Source organism: Mycolicibacterium sediminis (assembly GCF_010731735.1).
GTDB classification, from domain to species: Bacteria; Actinomycetota; Actinomycetes; order Mycobacteriales; family Mycobacteriaceae; genus Mycobacterium; species Mycobacterium sediminis.
In genome coordinates this window covers 2,766,398-2,785,616 of record NZ_AP022588.1, presented here as the reverse complement: position 1 = coordinate 2,785,616, position 19,219 = coordinate 2,766,398, and the positions used below count along the sequence as shown (strand labels likewise).

The 19,219-nt window shown below is 68.9% G+C and carries 19 protein-coding genes; 10 read left to right on the top strand and 9 right to left on the bottom strand.

The window, feature by feature from the left end:
* The first annotated feature begins 13 nt into the window (after nucleotides 1–13).
* The 4 genes from G6N64_RS13360 to G6N64_RS13345 are packed head-to-tail and all read left to right on the top strand — an operon-like array spanning nucleotide 14 to nucleotide 2,284.
* Nucleotides 14–295, top strand: a complete 282-nt coding sequence (locus G6N64_RS13360) for an acyl-CoA carboxylase subunit epsilon (protein WP_163797496.1) — start codon at nucleotides 14–16, stop codon at nucleotides 293–295.
* Complete coding sequence (locus G6N64_RS13355; RefSeq protein ID WP_163797495.1) at nucleotides 292–927, top strand: Maf family protein; 636 nt, start codon at nucleotides 292–294, stop codon at nucleotides 925–927. Before G6N64_RS13360 ends, G6N64_RS13355 begins: the two co-directional genes overlap by 4 nt.
* A gap of 47 nt (nucleotides 928–974) precedes the next feature.
* Entirely contained in the window at nucleotides 975–1,862 is an 888-nt protein-coding gene (locus G6N64_RS13350) for a sulfurtransferase (RefSeq protein WP_163797494.1), read from the top strand.
* A gap of 14 nt (nucleotides 1,863–1,876) precedes the next feature.
* Nucleotides 1,877–2,284, top strand: a complete 408-nt coding sequence (locus tag G6N64_RS13345) for a SufE family protein (protein ID WP_163801741.1) — start codon at nucleotides 1,877–1,879, stop codon at nucleotides 2,282–2,284.
* Here G6N64_RS13345 and G6N64_RS13340 read toward each other — a convergent pair.
* On the bottom strand, nucleotides 2,278–3,768 hold the full coding sequence (locus G6N64_RS13340; RefSeq protein ID WP_163797493.1) for a sugar transferase: 1,491 nt from the start codon (nucleotides 3,766–3,768) through the stop codon (nucleotides 2,278–2,280). The two genes, G6N64_RS13345 and G6N64_RS13340, sit on opposite strands and share 7 nt — an antisense overlap.
* A 482-nt stretch (nucleotides 3,769–4,250) precedes the next feature.
* On the opposite strand from G6N64_RS13340, the gene G6N64_RS13335 reads away from it, so the two are divergent.
* Nucleotides 4,251–6,062 carry an acetyl/propionyl/methylcrotonyl-CoA carboxylase subunit alpha gene (locus G6N64_RS13335; RefSeq protein WP_163797492.1) on the top strand — a complete coding sequence of 604 codons (1,812 nt, stop codon included), beginning with the start codon at nucleotides 4,251–4,253 and terminating at the stop codon, nucleotides 6,060–6,062.
* A 4-nt stretch (nucleotides 6,063–6,066) separates the two neighbouring features.
* Here the strand turns inward: G6N64_RS13335 and G6N64_RS13330 are convergent, their stop codons facing one another.
* Nucleotides 6,067–8,097, bottom strand: coding sequence for a family 16 glycosylhydrolase (locus G6N64_RS13330; protein ID WP_163797491.1), 2,031 nt, complete (start codon nucleotides 8,095–8,097; stop codon nucleotides 6,067–6,069).
* A gap of 934 nt (nucleotides 8,098–9,031) precedes the next feature.
* On the opposite strand from G6N64_RS13330, the gene G6N64_RS13325 reads away from it, so the two are divergent.
* Together G6N64_RS13325 and G6N64_RS13320 are read left to right on the top strand one after the other, a co-directional pair.
* On the top strand, nucleotides 9,032–9,364 hold the full coding sequence (locus tag G6N64_RS13325) for a hypothetical protein (RefSeq protein WP_163797490.1): 333 nt from the start codon (nucleotides 9,032–9,034) through the stop codon (nucleotides 9,362–9,364).
* A complete protein-coding gene (locus G6N64_RS13320; protein WP_246231142.1) occupies nucleotides 9,355–10,383 on the top strand; it encodes a malate dehydrogenase in 1,029 nt (342 codons plus the stop codon). The genes G6N64_RS13325 and G6N64_RS13320 overlap by 10 nt, the downstream gene beginning before the upstream one ends.
* A 26-nt stretch (nucleotides 10,384–10,409) precedes the next feature.
* Here the strand turns inward: G6N64_RS13320 and G6N64_RS13315 are convergent, their stop codons facing one another.
* The 5 genes from G6N64_RS13315 to G6N64_RS13295 form a co-directional block, all read right to left on the bottom strand.
* Nucleotides 10,410–10,943 carry a nucleotidyltransferase family protein gene (locus tag G6N64_RS13315; protein ID WP_163797489.1) on the bottom strand — a complete coding sequence of 178 codons (534 nt, stop codon included), beginning with the start codon at nucleotides 10,941–10,943 and terminating at the stop codon, nucleotides 10,410–10,412.
* The gene (locus G6N64_RS13310) at nucleotides 10,940–11,728 is read right to left on the bottom strand and encodes an RNA polymerase sigma factor SigF (protein WP_163797488.1); all 789 of its coding nucleotides are present in this window, start codon (nucleotides 11,726–11,728) and stop codon (nucleotides 10,940–10,942) included. The genes G6N64_RS13315 and G6N64_RS13310 overlap by 4 nt, the downstream gene beginning before the upstream one ends.
* A complete protein-coding gene (locus G6N64_RS13305; RefSeq protein ID WP_246231140.1) occupies nucleotides 11,725–12,129 on the bottom strand; it encodes an ATP-binding protein in 405 nt (134 codons plus the stop codon). Before G6N64_RS13305 ends, G6N64_RS13310 begins: the two co-directional genes overlap by 4 nt.
* A 236-nt stretch (nucleotides 12,130–12,365) precedes the next feature.
* Nucleotides 12,366–12,695 carry an ArsR/SmtB family transcription factor gene (locus tag G6N64_RS13300; RefSeq protein ID WP_163797486.1) on the bottom strand — a complete coding sequence of 110 codons (330 nt, stop codon included), beginning with the start codon at nucleotides 12,693–12,695 and terminating at the stop codon, nucleotides 12,366–12,368.
* On the bottom strand, nucleotides 12,692–13,120 hold the full coding sequence (locus G6N64_RS13295) for an SRPBCC domain-containing protein (RefSeq protein ID WP_163797485.1): 429 nt from the start codon (nucleotides 13,118–13,120) through the stop codon (nucleotides 12,692–12,694). The genes G6N64_RS13300 and G6N64_RS13295 overlap by 4 nt, the downstream gene beginning before the upstream one ends.
* Before the next feature lie 106 nt (nucleotides 13,121–13,226).
* Here G6N64_RS13295 and G6N64_RS13290 point away from each other — a divergent pair, with 106 nt between their 5' ends.
* The gene (locus G6N64_RS13290) at nucleotides 13,227–13,790 is read left to right on the top strand and encodes a restriction endonuclease (protein ID WP_246231138.1); all 564 of its coding nucleotides are present in this window, start codon (nucleotides 13,227–13,229) and stop codon (nucleotides 13,788–13,790) included.
* Here G6N64_RS13290 and lat read toward each other — a convergent pair.
* Both lat and G6N64_RS13280 read right to left on the bottom strand, forming a co-directional pair.
* Nucleotides 13,778–15,130 carry an L-lysine 6-transaminase gene (gene lat, locus G6N64_RS13285; RefSeq protein ID WP_163797483.1) on the bottom strand — a complete coding sequence of 451 codons (1,353 nt, stop codon included), beginning with the start codon at nucleotides 15,128–15,130 and terminating at the stop codon, nucleotides 13,778–13,780. The two genes, G6N64_RS13290 and lat, sit on opposite strands and share 13 nt — an antisense overlap.
* Before the next feature lie 52 nt (nucleotides 15,131–15,182).
* Nucleotides 15,183–15,644: an Lrp/AsnC family transcriptional regulator gene (locus G6N64_RS13280; RefSeq protein ID WP_163797482.1), complete on the bottom strand. Its 462-nt coding sequence runs from the start codon at nucleotides 15,642–15,644 to the stop codon at nucleotides 15,183–15,185.
* 98 nt (nucleotides 15,645–15,742) lie between these two features.
* Here G6N64_RS13280 and amaB point away from each other — a divergent pair, with 98 nt between their 5' ends.
* Together amaB and htpG are read left to right on the top strand one after the other, a co-directional pair.
* A complete protein-coding gene (gene amaB / locus G6N64_RS13275; protein ID WP_163797481.1) occupies nucleotides 15,743–17,284 on the top strand; it encodes an L-piperidine-6-carboxylate dehydrogenase in 1,542 nt (513 codons plus the stop codon).
* Between the two features lie 87 nt (nucleotides 17,285–17,371).
* Nucleotides 17,372–19,216, top strand: coding sequence for a molecular chaperone HtpG (gene htpG, locus G6N64_RS13270; protein WP_276017483.1), 1,845 nt, complete (start codon nucleotides 17,372–17,374; stop codon nucleotides 19,214–19,216).
* The last annotated feature ends 3 nt before the right edge of the window (nucleotides 19,217–19,219 follow it).

The following is a 19,219-nucleotide window of genomic DNA, read 5'->3' as shown; positions in this document are numbered from 1 at the left end:
GGAGGACGGACACGTGTCCCAGGACATCGACATCACCGAACTGAGCGACCCGCGCGACATGACGATCGACGCGCCGGTCGACGACTCGGTCGCGGTGTTCCGCGTCGAGAAGGGCAATCCGACGGTCGAGGAATTGGCCGCGCTGGTGACGGTGCTCGGCGGCGCCCGCGGCGGACCCGCCGAACCGGGCCCGCAGGAACTGAACCCCTGGGGCCACCCGGTCGACAAGTTGCGGTACACGGTGTTCAGCTGGCAGTTGGTCACACTGCTGGAACGGACGCACATGCGGCGATGACCCGCCTCGTCCTGGGATCCGCGTCGGCGGGCCGGCTCGGCGTCCTGCGTCGCGCGGGCGTCGAACCCCTGGTGGTCGTCTCGAACGTCGACGAGGACGCGGTCGCCGCCGGCCTCCCCGACGGCGTGAGTCCGGCGGAATTGGTGTGTGCGCTCGCCGTGGCGAAGGCCGAGGCGGTGACCGGGTCACTGCCGGTCGGTCTGACGGAGGACTGCATCGTCGTCGGCTGCGATTCCATGCTCTCGCTCGACGGACGCATGCACGGCAAGCCGGGTACCGCGGACGTCGCCCGTCGGCAGTGGACGTCGATGGCGGGCCGCGACGGTGTCCTGCACACCGGGCATGCCGTGCTCCGGATCGTGGGCGGCGTCGTCGCGGACCGGGCGATCGAGTGCGGCGACACCACCATTCACTTCGGCAGGCCCACGGATGCGGAACTCGACGCCTACGTCGCGAGCGGCGAGCCGCTGGGCGTGGCGGGTGCCTTCACTCTCGACGGCAGGAGCGGCTGGTTCATCGACGGCATCGTCGGCGACCCGTCGAACGTCATCGGCCTCAGCCTCCCGCTACTGCGCCGATTGCTGCACCGGGTGGGGTCGTCACTCGCGGACGTGGTTGACGACCCGACGTGAGGTCGGCTGCGCCACGCCGATCCGCACCGCGACGGTAGGCTCGCGACATGCCGTTGCCCGCAGATCCCAGCCCCGCCCTGGCCGAGTACGCCCACCCCGAGCGCCTCGTCACCGCCGACTGGCTGGCGAGCAATCTCGGCCGCAAGGGACTCGCGATCGTCGAGTCCGACGAGGACGTCCTGCTCTACGACACCGGGCACATCCCGGGCGCAGTCAAGATCGACTGGCACGTCGACCTCAACGACCCGAACGTGCGCGACTACATCGACGGCGCTCAGTTCGCGGCGCTGATGGATCGCAAGGGCATCAGCCGCGACGACACGGTCGTCATCTACGGAGACAAGAGCAACTGGTGGGCCGCCTACGCCCTGTGGGTGTTCACGTTGTTCGGCCACCCCGACGTCCGACTGCTCGACGGTGGTCGCAACCTGTGGGTGACCGACGGCCGCGACACCACGCTCGACGTGCCGTCGACGGCCACCTCGGGCTACCCGGTCGTCGAGCGCGAGGACTCCGCGATCCGCGCCTACAAGGACGACGTCCTCGGTGCGCTGGGTCGCCAGCCTCTGATCGACGTCCGCTCGCCCATGGAGTACACCGGTGAGCGCACCCACATGCCCGACTACCCCGAGGAGGGCGCGCTGCGCGGTGGCCACATCCCCACCGCCCGGTCCATCCCGTGGGCCAAGGCCGCGAACGACGACGGCAGGTTCCGCCCACGCGCCGAACTCGACGAGCTGTACGGCTTCCTCACCCCCGAGGACGAGACGGTGGTGTACTGCCGCATCGGTGAGCGCTCGAGCCATACGTGGTTCGTGCTGACCCACCTGCTCGGCCTGCCCGGCGTCCGCAACTACGACGGCTCGTGGACCGAGTGGGGCAACGCGGTTCGCGTTCCTGTCGCGGTCGGTGACGAACCCGGCGAGGCGCCGTGACCGCGCCCTCTCCCATGCCCCCGGCCCTGGCCGAGGTCGTCTCCGAGTTCGCCGAGATGCAGGGTCAGGACAAGCTGACGCTGCTGCTCGAGTTCGCGAACGAATTGCCGCCACTCCCAGACGATCTCGAAGAGGCGGCGATGGAGCCGGTGCCGGAGTGCCAGTCGCCGCTGTTCCTGCACGTCGACGCGGACGACCGCGACCACGTCCGGCTGTACTTCAGCGCCCCTGCCGAAGCGCCCACCACCCGCGGATTCGCCTCGATCCTGGCCACCGGCCTCGACGAGAGGTCTGCCGACGAGATCCTCGCCGTGCCCGACGACTTCTACTCGGAACTCGGACTGGGTGCCCTCATCAGTCCACTGCGGCTGCGGGGCATGTCGGCGATGCTGACCCGGATCAAGCGCCGCCTGGCTCAGTAGGCACCGTCGCCGCTGATCATGGCGCGCACCGTCTTCGCGGAGATGATGAGGTCGTCGACGAAGGACCAGTTCTCGACGTAGAACAGATCCAGTCGAACCGTGTCCTCCCAGGACAGATCTGACCGGCCGCTGACCTGCCACAGACCGGTGATTCCCGGCCGCACCAGCAGACGCCTCTTGACGTAGTCGTCGTACGTCGTGACCTCGCTGGCCAACGGGGGCCGTGGCCCGACGACGCTCATGTCGTTCTTGAGCACGTTGATGAACTGCGGGATCTCGTCGATGCTGTACTTCCGCAGGATCCGTCCCACCGGGGTGACGCGTGGATCACTCCGGATCTTGAACAGGACGCCGCCGTCGCTCTCGTTCTGCGCGGCCAGCGCGTCCCTCAACTCGTCGGCGTCCGGCACCATCGTCCGGAACTTGATCATCTGGAAGGGCTCGCCGTCCATGCCGATCCGCTCCGAGCGGTAGAACACGGGACCCTTGCTCGTCATCTTGATCGCCGCGGCGACCAGCAGCAGTATCGGCGAGAGACAGAACAGCACGGCACTGGCGAAGACGACGTCGAAGAGACGTTTCTCGAAGCGCTTCGCGCCGTCGTACTGAGGCTTCTCCACGTGGATCAGCGGCAGTCCCGCCACGGCACGCATGGTGAGCCGCGGGCCGGCGACGTCCACCACGCCCGGAGCGACCATGAGGTCGACGTCGAGTTTCTCGAGTTGCCACGAGATGTCGCGGATCGCCCGGCCGTCGAGTCGCTCGGTCGCCGTCAGCGCGACGGCGTGACTGTTGGTGGCCTCGATCGCCAGCAGGATGTCCGACTCGTCGCCGCAGATGGGGACCGAGCGGACGCCGGGGATGTCGATCGCGCGTTGCGAGAAGCCGCCGGGAACGCACGCACCGACCACCTCGTACTCGCAGTTGTTGTCCCGTGCGAGGGATCGGGCGAGGTCTCCGATGACGCGTGGGTTGCCGACGACGAGCACCCGGGTGATGCACTTTCCGTACCTGGCCCGTGCGGACGCCACGATCTGCCGGGCGATCCAGCGGCCCGCGAGGAGCGTGATGGCTCCCACGGGCAGGGCGATGATCAGGTACCCCCGTGCGATGTCGTGCTTGGAGACCATCGCCACGATCGCGATGGCACCGAACGCGGAGATGGTCGCCAGCCAGACGCGCCGATACTCCTCGAGCCCTTCGCCGATGATCCGGGGCGAGCGGGTTCGGAAGATCGACATCGCGGTCAACCAGCAGACGGCGACGATGATCGACACGGCCGTGTAGTCGGCGGTCTGATAGTTGCCGTCGGTTTCCGGCAGGAACCCGAATCGCACCCACTGCGCGATCGCCACGGCGACGACGACGGCCGCCGCGTCGACGACGATGAGCCGGCGGGCGTACTTGCGGTGCCAGACACGGGGGGTCCGCTCGGACGGCACGGCGTTTGCCGCAACGTTGAAGGCGTGCTCGACTACGCTCACCTCGAAGCCTCACTCACTCTTCGGTTCCGCTCGGGCCGACTGGGAACTCCCCGACGTTAGCAAATTCTTCAGCAGAATATACCGAGTGTGCGCGTGACAACGGGTGTACTTCCGACATAACAACCGATAATTGCCATTTAGGCAGTGAGATGCGTCTCAAAACTGCTCATGCCTGCCGTTCAGACCCCCTAAGACCTCCGTATGTCCACTTATGTGCTGGTTGCTGACCCTCGGCCAAAAATTGTATTTGGCGTCAATAAGGGGATGACCAGTCGTCAACCGTGGCAAATCCCCGACTGACGCCGTCAGCACGGCTGCGACAAAGGTCGAGTCCATCCGTCTGCGCAATGCCACGACGTCGGTGACCCACGTCTCCCGAGGCCGTATCCACCCGCCCCTCCAGTCACGAGGCGCCGTCTCCTAAACTGCCGAGAGCGCATCCGCGAGGATGCGCGGAATTCGACCCGCCGTCAGGAGGCGCAGTGGTGAGTCACGCGAACTCGAAGATCAGCAAGGTGCTCGTCGCCAACCGTGGAGAGATCGCAGTTCGCGTCATCCGGGCCGCTCGCGACGCGGGTCTCGAGAGTGTGGCGGTCTACGCCGACCCCGACGCCGACGCGCCGCACGTCCGCCTCGCCGACGAGGCCTTCGCCCTGGGCGGCCAGACCTCGGCCGAGTCCTATCTGGTGTTCGAGAAGTTGCTCGAGGCCGCGGAGAAGTCCGGCGCCAACGCCGTTCACCCCGGGTACGGCTTCCTCAGCGAGAACGCCGACTTCGCGCAGGCCGTGATCGACGCGGGTCTCATCTGGATCGGACCTAGCCCGCAGTCCATCCGAGACCTCGGCGACAAGGTCACGGCTCGCCACATCGCCGCGCGCGCGGAAGCCCCACTGGTACCCGGCACGTCGGATCCGGTGAAGGACGCCGACGAGATCCTGGCCTTCGCCAAGGAATACGGCCTGCCGATCGCCATCAAGGCCGCCTTCGGCGGTGGCGGGCGCGGCATGAAGGTGGCCCGCACCCTCGAGGAGATCCCCGAGCTGTTCGACTCGGCCACCCGTGAGGCCGTCTCGGCCTTCGGCCGCGGCGAGTGCTTCGTCGAGCGCTACCTGGACAAGCCGCGTCACGTCGAGGCCCAGGTGATCGCCGACACGCACGGCAACGTCATCGTCGCGGGTACCCGCGACTGCTCGCTGCAGCGCCGCTTCCAGAAGCTGGTCGAGGAGGCACCCGCGCCGTTCCTGACCGACGCGCAGCGCAAGGAGATCCACGAGTCCGCCAAGCGGATCTGCAAGGAGGCCGGCTACTACGGCGCAGGCACCGTCGAGTACCTCGTCGGCCAGGACGGCCTCATCTCGTTCCTCGAGGTGAACACCCGCCTGCAGGTGGAACATCCGGTCACCGAGGAGACCGCGGGCATCGACCTCGTGCTGCAGCAGTTCAAGATCGCCAACGGCGAGGCCCTCGACATCACCGAGGACCCGACACCGCGCGGCCACTCGTTCGAGTTCCGCATCAACGGCGAGGACGCCGGCCGCGGGTTCCTGCCCGCTCCCGGCCCGGTCACCAACTTCGTGCCGCCCACCGGCCCCGGCGTCCGCCTGGACTCCGGTGTCGAGACGGGCTCCGTCATCGGCGGCCAGTTCGACTCGATGCTGGCCAAGCTGATCGTCAGCGGCGCCACCCGCGAGGAGGCACTCGCCCGGTCGCGTCGCGCGCTCGACGAGTTCACCGTCGAGGGCCTGGCCACGGTCATCCCGTTCCACCGCGCGGTGGTGTCCGACCCCGCCTTCATCGGCGACGAGAACGGCTTCACCGTCCACACCCGCTGGATCGAGACCGAGTGGGACAACAAGGTCGAGCCCTTCGCGGGCGGCACTCCGCTCGAGGAGGAAGACACCATCCCGCGCCAGACCGTCGTCGTCGAGGTCGGTGGGCGTCGCCTCGAGGTGTCGCTTCCCGGTGACCTGGCACTGGGCGGTGGCGGCGGCGCCGCACCCGGCGCGATCCGCAAGAAGCCCAAGCCGCGCAAGCGCGGCGCGAAGGGTGGTGCCGCGGCGTCCGGCGACTCCGTCACCGCGCCCATGCAGGGCACCGTGGTCAAGGTCGCCGTCGAGGAGGGCCAGCAGGTCGCCGCGGGTGACCTCGTCGTCGTCCTCGAGGCCATGAAGATGGAGAACCCGGTCACCGCCCACAAGGACGGGGTCATCACCGGACTCGCGGTCGAAGCCGGCGCCGCCGTCACGCAGGGCACCGTCATCGCCGAGATCAAGGGCGACGCCGCCGCCGAGTAGGCGGTTACACCATCGTCGTCGTCGCGAGCGGCTGATAGCGGAACCAGTCCACGACCATGTCGGCCGGGAACTGGGTCGTCGCGTCGGGCTGACCGAAGGGCGATCCGACGGCGACGTTGAGAATCACGTACATCGAACGGTCGTTGAAGGTCCACGGCGCGCCCGGAGGCAGTGAGTCGGGGGTGAACGTCGCCAGCGTCGTTCCGTCGATGCCGGTGGTGATCTTGTTCGGCTCCCAGCGCATCCAGTACTCGTGGAAGTCGCCGGCCAACTGCTGGGTCGTCCCCACCGAGTAACTTCCCGCGGCGCTGTGGATCGACGATCCCGACATGCCGGGCGTGACCTCCATGATGTCGAGTTCCCCACCCGTCGGCCAACCCACCGACTGGATGTCGGATCCGAGCATCCAGAACGCCGGAAGGACGCCCTGCTGCGCGGGGAACTTGATGCGCGCCGAGACCGTGCCGTAGGTGAACTCCAACTTGTCCTGAGTGGTCAGGTAGGCGCTGCTGTAGTCGAACGTGCCGTAGCCCGGGACGACGACCGGTTCCTTGATCGCGCGGATCACGAGATTCCCCTGCCCGTCGAGCGAGGCGTTGGCCGGGGAGTTCGTGTAGACGTGCTGCTCGCCCGTCGCGCCTCCGGCGCCGAGCTGGTAGCTGAAGACCGACGGGTCGGCGAGGGTGCCCGCGGGTCCGCTGAAGTCGAGGAAGACCGGCCCGGCTGCCGTGCCCGGATTCGCCGGCGGTAGCGCCGCGACGGGGACGTACGACGCCGTCCTCACGGTCGCGCCACCCGAGAAGGTGGTGTACAGCGTCTTTCCGTCCGAGCTGACGGCGACCATGCTGCCGGTCGCCGTCTCGGTGCGCAGGGTTCCCACGACCTTCGTGTTCGTCGCGGTGTCGATCACCGAGACGGACGAGTCGCTGTTGGCGACGTAGGCGAGTGTGCCGTCCTTGCTGAGAGCGATGCCGAAGGGTTGGTCGCGGACGGCGATCGTGGCCAGCGTCGCGCCGCTGCCGGCATCCAGGACCGTGACGTCGTCGCTCCCGCTGTTGGTCACGTACAACCGAGTCCCGGCGGCGTTGACAGCGATGGCCTGCGGCATCGAGCCCACCGCGTACGTCCCGACGACGGAGTTGGTCGTGGTGTTCAGCACTGACACCGTGTTCTGGCCGCGGTTCGCGACGTAGACCCGGGATCCGTCCGGACTGGCGGTGACGCCGACGGGAGCCGTTCCCACGTTCACCGTCGCCACCGTCTGACCGGACGTCGGATTCAGGACGGTGACCGTGTTGACGGCGGTGTTGCTGACGTAGAGCCGGCCCGCGGGGGTGATCGCGATGCCCTGCGGCGTGTAGCCGGCCGCCATGGTGGACAGGATGGCGCCGTTCGTGGTGTTCATCGCCGTGACGGTGTTGTCACCGCTGTTGGTGACGTACAACACGTCGCCCGCCGCGCTGACCGCCAGGGCCGTCGGCGCCCTTCCGACCGGAATCGTCGCGAGTGCGGCACCGGAGGCGCCGTCGATTGCGGTGATGGAATTGCCCGCCGTGTTGGCCGTGTAGATGCGGTTGCCGTGGACGACGATGCCGGTGGGTCCGGCGCCGACGGGGATCGTCCCGCCGGACCTCAGTTGCCCGGGAAGGACGGTGGCGGTGGCGGTGGTCGCCGCCGCGGCGACGTTCGCGGTGCCCGACGTCGGCGGCGCTCCGGTGGACGTGGACGTCGTCGTCGACACCAATTGTGCGGACTGACGCGAGCCGACGGGCGCAGTGGCGGCAGTCAACACCGCGAGCGCATTCGTCGGAGCAGTGGGGGCGGTGGGCGGTGGCACCGGCTTGGTCGCCGTCAACGCAGTGGTGACCGGCGCAGCGGTCGGACGGGTTGGTGACGTCCTGGCGACAGGTGTCACCGCCGGCTTGGCGACGGGGTCGACGGCGGCCGATCGCGCGATCGGGGCGTAGTTGGCCGAAGGCGTCGCCGTTGTGGCCACCCGGGACTGGGTCTGCGGAGTGAGGCCCGTTTGGCTCATCGGTCCGGCTTCGCTCGCTGGTGGGCGCGGTGTCGAACGCAGGGTGTTCTTGGGCCGCACGGCCGAGTCCGTCGTCGTGCGAGCCGCAGTTCGGGAGCTCGGCGAGTTGCTGCGGCCACTCGCCGACCCGGCAGACGGAACAGGTCCACGGTCGGCGCCCCCAGAAGTCGCTGCTGCAGCCGTCCCCGACGGAGAGCGGGTGTCGAGGCCGGCACCACCGGCGGATGGAGTCGTATCTGCGCCGTGGGTGCCGTGCGGTCCTCCGAGCCCGGCGGCCGGCTTGCTGGCTGAGCCGGCACCCGACGAACCCGGCGAACTGGGACTCGATTCGCCCGACGATGGACCCGTGCCTCCGCTACCGGTCTCGGCGTGCGCCGTGCCGGTCAAACCAGCGATGGCAGCACCCGCGGCCATCATCAACGCGAGCGTGCCGATACGACGACCCGACGAACCACGAAGTTCTCGCGAACCGGGCAGCCCCGCGTGCGCAGGGCCGTGTGAACAAGACACCATCGGCCTCCGATCAGCCCCCGCATTTGCTAGCTGTCCCTGTTACCTGACACCCAAAAGGACGCGCATGTCAATAACGAAGAATTTGCGAACGGAATGTTTAGATTCGCTTAGCTGACGAGCGGCATCCAGCGTCGGACAACTGCTGTCAGCGGCACTTATTCGCCAACGACGCATGGCCCTGCGTCGAGCCAACGTTGCTGACCATGTCGAGTGCCGAGGCCTGCGTTGATGCGCCAACGTCCGCATTGGTGGCAAACTATTCGCAAGATCAATTTGCTGAACTGAAATCGCCTTCCCACCGATCATTACGAGGACTTTCCGGACGCTCGACGCGCGTAACTGCCGCCGGCGTGAGACGTGCACCGCGCGCCGGCAGGACGCAGCCCGGCCGTCGCCACCGGCCACATGGGACACTCGGAACGTGCAACCCGTCGAGATCAACAACGGCACGTGGTACCTGCGGGGGCTGCGCTACGACGACCGGGTCGACGACAGGCCCGCGCTCGCCGACCTCGGCGAGACGGACCTCGACTACGTGCACGACGCCGAGGACGGCTGGGCCGACGACACCATGTACACGTGGGCCGTCTGCGAGCCGAGCACCGGCGAACTGCTCGCCGAGGTGACCCTCGACCCCCGAACGTCGCGGATGCAGAGCCGCTCCCGGCCCGGCCACGAGGACGCCGCCGCGATGAGCGAGGACACCGTCCGTCGCTACGCCTCCGAGGTGCTCAACCTGCGGGTGTGGACGTGAGTTCCGCCCGCCCGAATCTCATCCCACCGAGTTCCACCCGCCCGAATGTCGTCACCGTCACCGGCGCCGCCGGCCAGATCGGTTACGCCGCCCTGTTCCGCATCGGTGCGGGCGCGCTGCTGGGCCGCGGCGTCCCGGTGACGCTGCGGCTGCTGGAGCTGCCGTCGGCGGTGCGCGCCGCCGAAGGCGTGGTGATGGAACTCGTCGACAGCGCCTTCGACCTGCTCGCCGACGTCGAGATCCACGACGATCCGGTACGTGCGTTCGACGGCGTCGACGTCGCGCTGCTCGTCGGCGCGAAGCCGCGCGGCAAGGGCATGGAGCGCGCCGACCTCCTCGCCGCGAACGCCGCGATCTTCGCCGAGGCAGGCAGGGCACTCAACGCCGGCGCGGGCGACGACGTCCGCGTCGTCGTCGTCGGGAACCCCGCCAACACGAACGCCCTCGTCGCGTCGGCGAACGCCCCCGACATCCCTGCCGAGCGGTTCACCGCGCTCACGCGCCTGGACCACAACCGCGCGGTCGCCGCGCTGGCGGCGCACGCCGGCGTCCACGTCACCGACGTCTCGCGGCTGACGGTGTGGGGCAACCACTCCCCCACGATGTATCCCGACGTCTTCCACGCCATCGTGGCCGGCCGGCCCGGAGCCGAGTTCGCCGCCGACACCGATTGGCTGACGGGCGATTTCATCCCGACGGTGGCCAGACGCGGGACCGCCATCATCGAGGCGCGGGGCACCTCGTCGGCGGCGTCGGCCGCCAACGCCGCCATCGATCACGTCCGGGACTGGGTCGACGGCACCGACGCCGACGACTGGACCTCGGTGGCACTGCCCTCACCCGGGGTCTACGGCATCCCCGAGGGCGTGGTCACCTCGCTGCCGGTGCGCGCCGTCGACGGTCGGTGGCAGGTGGTCGAGGGCCTCGAGATCAACGACTTCTCCCGCGCCCGCATCGACGTGTCGGTGGCCGAACTCCTCGACGAGCGTGCGGCCGTGGAGGCCCTCGGAGTGCTCTAGCGCTCGCGCACCCGACACCCCTCGCGTTAGCGCTCGTCGACGTCCTCGCCGGTCGCCAGATCCCCGCACTCGACGGCGATCACGTCCGCGCGTCCGGACAGGAACGCGCGGGCACCCTCGTCGCCGTGCAGCGTCGCGGTCAAGGCCTGCCAGTGCTCGGCCGAGACGACGACGGGATGTCCGGGGCGTCCGCCGTACGTCGCCCGGGCCAAACCCGTCTCGGTCGCCGACGCGAGGACGCGTGCCACGACGTCGGCGCCGACGTCCGGGGTGTCGACGGTGTGCAGTACCGCCACCGACGCACCTGCGGCGGCGTTCAAGCCGGCGCGCACCGACGCGCTCGTGCCGTCGGCCCAGTCGGTCGCCACCACGGCGCGAGCGATGAACGGTACGGAGACCACTGCGGCGCCGAGGACGACCACGACGTCGTCACATCCACCATCGACGAGAGCGTTCACCGCCCAACGAAGCCAATTCCCGTCGTCGGCGAGCACTTTCGGCTGACCGTAGCGCGTGCCAGCGCCCGCGGCGAGCACGATGCCGACGGCGGAGCGGGTCACTCCATCTGGTCGCGCAGCTGCGCCAGCGACTTCGCGAGCAGTCGCGAGACGTGCATCTGCGAGATGCCGACGCGCTCGGCGATCTGTGTCTGTGTCAGAGACTCGAAGAACCTGAGCACCAGCACGGTGCGTTCCCGCTCCGGGAGCGATTCGAGCAACGGCCGCAGGGCTTCCCGGTTCTCGATCCGGTCGAGGTTGGCGTCGGCGTCGCCCAGGGTGTCGGCGATGGCCGGGGCCTCCTCGGACCCGCTGCCGCCGCCGTCGATCGACATGGTGTTGTAGGAGCTGCCGGCGATCAGACCCTCGACGATCTCCTCGCGGTCCATCTCGAGTTCGGCGGCCAGTTCGCTGGGAGTCGGTGCCCTGCCGAGGGTTTGGGACAGCTCGGCGGTCGCGGCCCCGAGCCGCAGGTGCAGCTCCTTGAGCCGGCGCGGGACCTTGACCGACCAGCTGTTGTCACGAAAGTGGCGCCGTACCTCGCCCATGATGGTGGGCACCGCGAAGGAGACGAAGTCGGAGCCGGCGTCGACGTTGAACCGGATGACGGCGTTGACGAGTCCGACGCGCGCGACCTGGACGAGGTCGTCACGCGGTTCGCCGCGGCCATCGAAGCGGCGGGCGATGTGGTCGGCCAACGGGAGACAGCGTTCGACGATGCGGTCGCGTTGCCTGACGAACGCCCGTTCCCCCTCGGGGAGCGTGGCCAATTCGCGGAACATGTCGATGACGTCCGCGTACTCAGAGTTCGACCGTGCCGGTGAACCCTGGGAAGGGGGCGTCGTCACCGCAGAGAACTCACACGTCTCGTCGACATCGAAATGCCGACGACCTGTCCGTCGCCGGTCCCCTGACCGTCCTGGTAGGTCTTCACCTCGTCGGTCAACGAGCTGAGGACGTGCCAGCTGAAGCTACCGGGTTCCATGATCTCGGCCGTCGTACACGAGGTGGAGGCGTCGATGACGACCTCGTCGAGCAGCGGGCGCACGATCACCGTCAGGCTGGCACCGGGCACCGCGGAACGGATGAGTCGGGTGCACGCCTCGTCGACGGCGAGGCGAAGGTCCGCGACGGTGTCGGAGTCCAGGTCCTCGAAGGTGCCCACGGCCGAGACGAGGGTGCGAACCACGGCCAGGTTCTCCAACTTGGCGGCCACCTTGAATTCGACCTGGTCATCCACGTCCGTCACGCGCCCTCCTGCTGATCTCCAGGCGAGACTACCCCCGGCGGAACTCCAGCTAACCATCAGTTCACCCATTGGCCGCTGACCACCCGGTGTGATGACTCCGGCCCGTGAACCGCGGGAACCGCGCTTCGCCGACGGGCACCGGCGTCATCTGTCTTCGGCCACATTCGGATCCGTATGCCCAGTGCACCGGGCGCCAAACCCGCCGGCGCCGCCGCGTGTCGAACGTCACGCCGGGGTCACTCAGACGTCTCAGCGATCTGCTTGATCATCGACAGTCGCTGATCCCACTGTCGCCCAAGGGATTCGAGATCGCGCGCGAGGGCGCTGAGCCGCGCCCCCAGTGCCCGGAAGCGCACCTCCCGTCCCGACCGGACGGATTCGACGAGCCCCGCCTCGGACAGCACGGCGAGGTGTTTGGCGATGGCCTGCCTGCTCACCGGCAGCCGGTCGGCCAACGCGCTCGCGGAGAGGTCGGCTCGCCCGACCTCGGTGAGGATCCGCCACCGGGTCTCGTCGGCAAGGGCCGCCAGGGCGGTGGGCAGCTCGCCGGCGTGGGCGCCGCTCATCGGGACTCGACGAACGCCACCAACTCGGCGAGTTCGGCGTCCCACCCGCCGGTGTTGTCGGCGAGCTTTCCCGCGGGATCGGAGAGTTCCTCGAAGCCCGTCTCGAGCAGCGTCAGCCTGGTGCCCGTTGCAGTCTCGGCGAGGTCGAAGCGGACGACGGTGGAGTTGCCCGGCGCGGGCTCGGCCCCTGGCACGTGCGCCCACCGGTAGACGAGGGTCTTGGGGCGGTCGACGTGCTCGACGACGACCCGACTCTCGGCACCGTGTTCGGTCCAGCCGAACACGCCGGTCCCGCCGGGCGTGGCGTCGAATTCGCAGCGGTCGCCGAACCACTGCGCGATGAGCGCCGGCTCGGTCAGCGTGGCCCAGACCTTCTCGACGGATGCGTCGATGTCGATGGTCTTGGTGATCTCGAGTGTCCCCACGGTGGTCTCCTTCGTCGAAGTGAGGTGCAACTCTATGGTTGCACACGACCTGAGCGTCGCGCAACCCCGGGGTTGCACTGTCCGACCGTCGGCCTACGATGCGTCCGTGACACGATCCGCGCGGCTGAAGTGCTATGCCGCAACGGGAGTCGTCGCCGCGATCGCCGCCTGGTGCTACGGACTCGGCGTCGGTTGGATCGCCGCGGCGGCGCTGCTCGCGCCGGCGTTGCCCGCCTTCCTTCGCGGACTGCTGCGCGGCGTGGCGACCCCGAGCCCGCGGGAGCACCCCGCCGCCGACAAGGCCGAGATGAGTGGCACGGACTTCGAGGACCACGTCGCCCGGATAGCGCGCACCTGCGGCGTGCCGGTGATCATGACGCCGCTGTCGGGCGACTGGGGCGTGGACCTGATCGTCGGGACGCGGCCGCACCGGCTGGCCATCCAGTGCAAGCGCCAGGGCCGTCCCGTCGGCGCAGGCGCGGTGCAGGAGGTGGTCGCCGGCGCCCCGATGCAGGACTGCACGCGGACGATGGTCGTCACCAACCACGGATTCACGCCCGCCGCGCGCCGCCTCGCCGAGCTGCACGGGTGCGTGCTCGTCGGCGGCGACGACCTCCCCCGGCTGGCGTCCACCATCCGGGGGCTGACCGTCGGGGATCAGCGCATCTGAGCCAGCACGTCGCGGACCGCGTCGACGGCGGCGTCGAGGTCGCCCCGGCCGACGGTCAGCGCAGGCCGGAAGCGGACGCTGTCGGTGCCACTGGCCAGCATGATGACGCGCGCATCCCACAGCTCGGCCACCAGCTCGTCGCGTTGCGCGGCCGTCGGCATGCTGAACGCGCACATGAGGCCGCGGCCACGTGGCGCGAGCACCAGCTCGGGGAACTCGGCCGCGAGCTGCTCGAGACGACGCAGCAGGTGACTCCCGGCCTGCGCCGCGTGGGCCAGCAGTCCGTCGGCCTCGATCACCTCGAGGATGCGGCGGGCTCGCACCATGTCGGTGAGGTTTCCGCCCCACGTCGAGTTGATCCGCGAGCTGACGGCGAACACGTTGTCCGCCACCTCGTCGACGCGACCGCCGGCCATCACACCGCACACCTGGGTCTTCTTGCCGAAGGCCACGATGTCGGGACGTGCGCCCAATTGCTGGTAGGCCCAGGGCGTTCCGGTCATGCCGCAGCCCGTCTGCACCTCGTCGAGGATCAGGAGGGCGTCGAACTCGTCGCACAGGTCGCGCATCGCGGCGAAGAACTCGGGCCGGAAGTGCCGGTCGCCGCCCTCGCCCTGGATGGGCTCGGCGAGGAAGCAGGCGACGTCGTGCGGGTGCGCCTCGAAGGCCGCCCGCGCCTGACGGAGCGACTCGGCCTCCAGTGCCGCCATGCCCTCGTCGTCCAGACCGGGCCGCAGGTACGGCGCGTCGATGCGGGGCCAGTCGAACTTCGGGAACCGCGCCACCTTGTTGGGGTCGGTGTTGGTCAGCGAGAGCGTGTATCCGCTGCGGCCATGGAACGCGCCGCGCAGGTGTAGCACCTTCGTGCCGAGTTCGCCACTGCGGCCCGCGGACTCGTTGAGCCGGCTCTTCCAGTCGAAGGCGACCTTGAGCGCGTTCTCCACGGCGAGCGCCCCGCCGTCGACGAAGAAGAGGTGCGGCAGGGCCGGGTCGCCAAGGACCCGGCGGAAGGCGTCGACGAAGCGGGCCATCGGCACGCTGTACACGTCGGAGTTGCTGGGCTTGTTGACCGCTGCCGCGGCGAGTTCGGCGCGGAAGTCGGCGTCGTCGGCCAGCGCGGGGTGATTCATGCCCAGTGCCGACGACGCGAAGAACGTGAACATGTCGAGGAAGCGCTCGCCGGTGCGGGCGTCGACGAGGTAGGACCCGGCGGACTGCTCGACGTCGAGGACGAAGTCCAGGCCGTCGGCCAGGATGCTGCGGCGCAGCACGTCGTGCACCTGGTCGGGGCGCACGTCGTCGCCGGCCGAGTGGACACGGGAGGGAAGGACAGCGGTCATGGCGCCATCCTAACGCAAAATTTACGGCTTACCACCCTGCGGACAGGAATTCCTACGGTACGAAGTCGCGTCCGTCGTAAAAAGTTTGTAGGATGATCGTGCTCCGGGTGCGGACGTTCGCCGCCGTGCGGATCTGCTGCAGCAGATCCTCCAGCGCGCGTGCGGTCGGGACGCGTACCAGCAGGACGTAGCTCTCGTCCCCCGCCACGGAGTGGCACGACTCGATCGCATCGATGTGTTCGAGGCGTGCCGGCGCGTCATCGGGTTGCGACGGATCGAGAGGGGTGATGGCGACGAACGCCGACAGCATGTTGCCGACCGCCTCGGGATCGATCCGCGCGCGGTACCCGGTCACCACTCCACGGGCCTCGAGTCTGCGCACGCGGGACTGCACCGCCGACACCGACAGCCCTGCACACGCCGCCAGCTGCGCCAGCGTGGCCCGGCCGTCCGCCACCAGCGCGCGCGCCAGGATCCGGTCGATCTCGTCGAGGTCGTCGGCCGCATCCGTCATGGCCGGAGACTATCGCGGCCACCGATCCTCGTGAGACCTGAAGACCCGACGGACCCGAACGACCCCACTGCCCACGACACCACCCAGAAGGCGACACCATGACGAGCATGCACACGAGCACCCTTCCCACCGCCGACGACCTGCGGGACCGAGTCCGCGCGGCTCTACAGGCGATCGGCGCGCACACCGCGCTGGGCGAGCCGGGCGGACCGGGCCTCCCCGCAAGCACCCCCGTCACCGGCGACGTCCTGTTCGCCGTTCCCGAGTCGACGCGCGAGGACGCCGACGCGGCGATCACGGATGCGGCACGCGCCTTTCAGACCTGGCGGGTGACCCCCGCACCCGTCCGGGGTGCGCTGGTGTCCCGGCTCGGTGAACTGCTGGTGGAGCACAAGGCCGATCTGGCCACCATCGTCACCGCCGAGGCGGGCAAGATCACCTCGGAGGCGCTCGGCGAGGTGCAGGAGATGATCGACATCTGCCAGTTCGCCGTCGGCCTGTCGCGCCAGCTGTACGGCAAGACCATCGCCTCCGAGCGGCCCGGCCACCGCCTCATGGAGACGTGGCACCCGCTCGGGGTCGTCGGCGTAATCACGGCGTTCAACTTCCCGGTCGCGGTGTGGGCGTGGAACACCGCGGTCGCGCTGGTGTGCGGCAACACCGTCGTGTGGAAGCCCTCGGAGCTGACGCCGTTGACCGCGGTCGCCTGCCAAGCGCTCATCGAGCGGGCCGCCGACGACGTCGGCGCACCCCGCGACGTCAGCCGGCTGGTGCAGGGTGCCCGAGAGATCGGCGAGCTGCTCGTCGACGACCCGCGGGTCGCGCTCGTGAGCGCGACCGGATCGGTGCGGATGGGCCGGCAGGTCGGCCCGCGCGTCGCGGCACGGTTCGGCAAGGCGCTGCTCGAGCTCGGCGGCAACAACGCCGCGATCGTGACGCCGTCGGCCGACCTGGATCTCGCCGTGCGCGGCATCGTGTTCTCCGCCGCGGGAACAGCGGGGCAGCGCTGCACGACGATGCGACGGGTGATCGCGCACCGCTCGGTGGTCGACACCGTGATCGAGCGGGTCGCGAGCGCGTACCGCAGCCTGCCGGTCGGCGATCCCTCGGCCGACGGCACGCTGGTGGGTCCGCTGATCCACGAGCGGTCCCACCGCGACATGGTGGCGGCTCTCGACCGTGCCCGTGCCGACGGCGGCGAGGTGACGGGCGGTGAGCGGGTCGACCTCGGCGAGGGCGCCTACTACGTCCGGCCCGCCGTCGTCCGGATGCCGGGTCAGACCGCCGTGGTCCACGACGAGACCTTCGCCCCGATCCTGTACGTGCTCACCTACGACGACCTCGACGAGGCGATCGCGCTCAACAATGCGGTGCCGCAGGGTCTCTCGTCGGCGATCTTCACCACCGACATGCGCGAGGCGGAGCGCTTCATGGCCGCCGACGGCTCGGACTGCGGCATCGCGAACGTCAACATCGGCACCTCGGGCGCCGAGATCGGCGGAGCGTTCGGCGGCGAGAAGCAGACCGGCGGCGGTCGCGAGTCGGGGTCGGACTCGTGGAAGGCCTACATGCGACGCGCCACCAACACCGTCAACTACTCCTCCGAGCTACCGCTCGCACAGGGCGTGACGTTCGGCTGAGCGACGCGAAGGATTATCATCGGCGCCGTGAGCGAGCAGGTCGAAACACGCGAATTCCAGGCCGAGGCCCGTCAGCTGCTGCAGCTGATGATCCATTCCATCTACTCCAACAAGGACTCGTTCCTACGGGAGTTGATCTCGAATGCCTCCGACGCCCTGGACAAGCTTCGCCTCGAGGCGTTCCGCGACAAGGACCTCGACGTCGACACGTCGGATCTGCACGTCGAGATCGCCATCGATGCCGAAGCCCGCACGCTGACCGTCCGGGACAACGGCATCGGCATGAGCCGCGACGAGGTGGTCGACCTGATCGGCACCCTCGCCAAGTCGGGCACCGCGGAGCTACGCCAGAAGCTGGCCGCGCAGCCCGGCGATGCCGAACAGTTGATCGGTCAGTTCGGCATCGGCTTCTACTCGACGTTCATGGTCGCCGACGCCGTCGAACTCCTGACCCGCAAGGCGGGCGAGACCTCGGGCACGCGTTGGGAATCCAGCGGTGACGGCAGCTACACCATCGCCGAGGTCGACGACGCACCGCAGGGCACGTCGGTGACGCTGCACCTCAAGCCCGCGGACGCCGACGACGAACTGCACGACTACACCTCGCAGTGGAAGATCCGCGAGCTGGTCAAGAAGTACTCGGACTTCATCTCCTGGCCGATCCGGATGGACGTCGAGAAGACGGTCCCGGCGGAGGAGGAGGGTGGCGAACCGACCGTCACGTCGGAGACCGAGACCATCAACTCGCGTACGGCGCTGTGGGCCAAGCCGAAGAGCGAGGTCTCCGACGAGGAGTACGCGCAGTTCTACAAGCACGTCGCGCACGCCTGGGACGAGCCGCTCGAGGTCATCGCGATGCGCGCCGAGGGCACGTTCGAGTACCAGGCGCTGCTGTTCATCCCGTCGCAGGCGCCGTTCGACCTGTTCAACCGGGACGGCCGCGCCGGCGTTCAGCTCTACGTCAAGCGCGTGTTCATCATGGGCGACTGCGACGAGCTGGTGCCCGACTACCTGCGGTTCGTCAAGGGCGTCGTGGACGCACAGGACATGTCGCTCAACGTGTCCCGCGAGATCCTCCAGCAGGACCGCCAGATCAAGGTGATCCGCCGCAGCCTCACCAAGAAGGTGCTGTCCACGCTGAAGGACCTGCAGGCGAACCGTGCGGACGACTACACCACGTTCTGGACCCAGTTCGGCCGGGTGTTCAAGGAGGGCCTGATCTCCGACGGCGACAACCGCGACGCCGTGCTGCGGCTGTCCTCGTTCGCGTCGACCGCCAGCGAGACCGAGTCCACCACGCTGGCCGACTACGTCACGCGGATGAAGGACGGCCAGGAGCAGATCTTCTATGCGACAGGCGAGTCACGTCAGCTGCTCGAACGCTCACCGCACCTGGAGGCGTTCAAGGCCAAGGGGTACGAGGTGCTCCTGCTGACCGATCCGGTCGACGAGGTGTGGGTCGAGTCGGTCCCGGAGTTCGACGGTCATGCGCTGCAGTCGGTGGCCAAGGGTGAGGTCGATCTCGGTACCACCGAGGAGGACACCGCCGACCAGGGCGACTTCGCCGACCTGCTGACGTGGCTGAAGGAGACGCTCGACGAGCACGTCAAGGAGGTGCGGCTGTCGACCCGGTTGACCTCGTCACCGGCGTGCCTGATCACCGACACCTTCGGCATCACCCCGCAGCTGGCGCGGATGTACCGCGCGTCCGGGCAGGAGGTGCCGGTCGGCAAGCGCATCCTCGAACTCAACCCCGACCATCCGCTCGTCACGGGTCTGCGACAGGCACTGACCGACTCCGAGGACAAGGACGGACTCTCCGAGACCGCCGAGTTGCTCTACGGCACGGCACTTCTCGCCGAGGGCGGCTCGCTGGACGATCCGGCTCGGTTCGCCGCGCTGCTGGCCGACCGGTTGGCGCGGACCGTCTAGGGG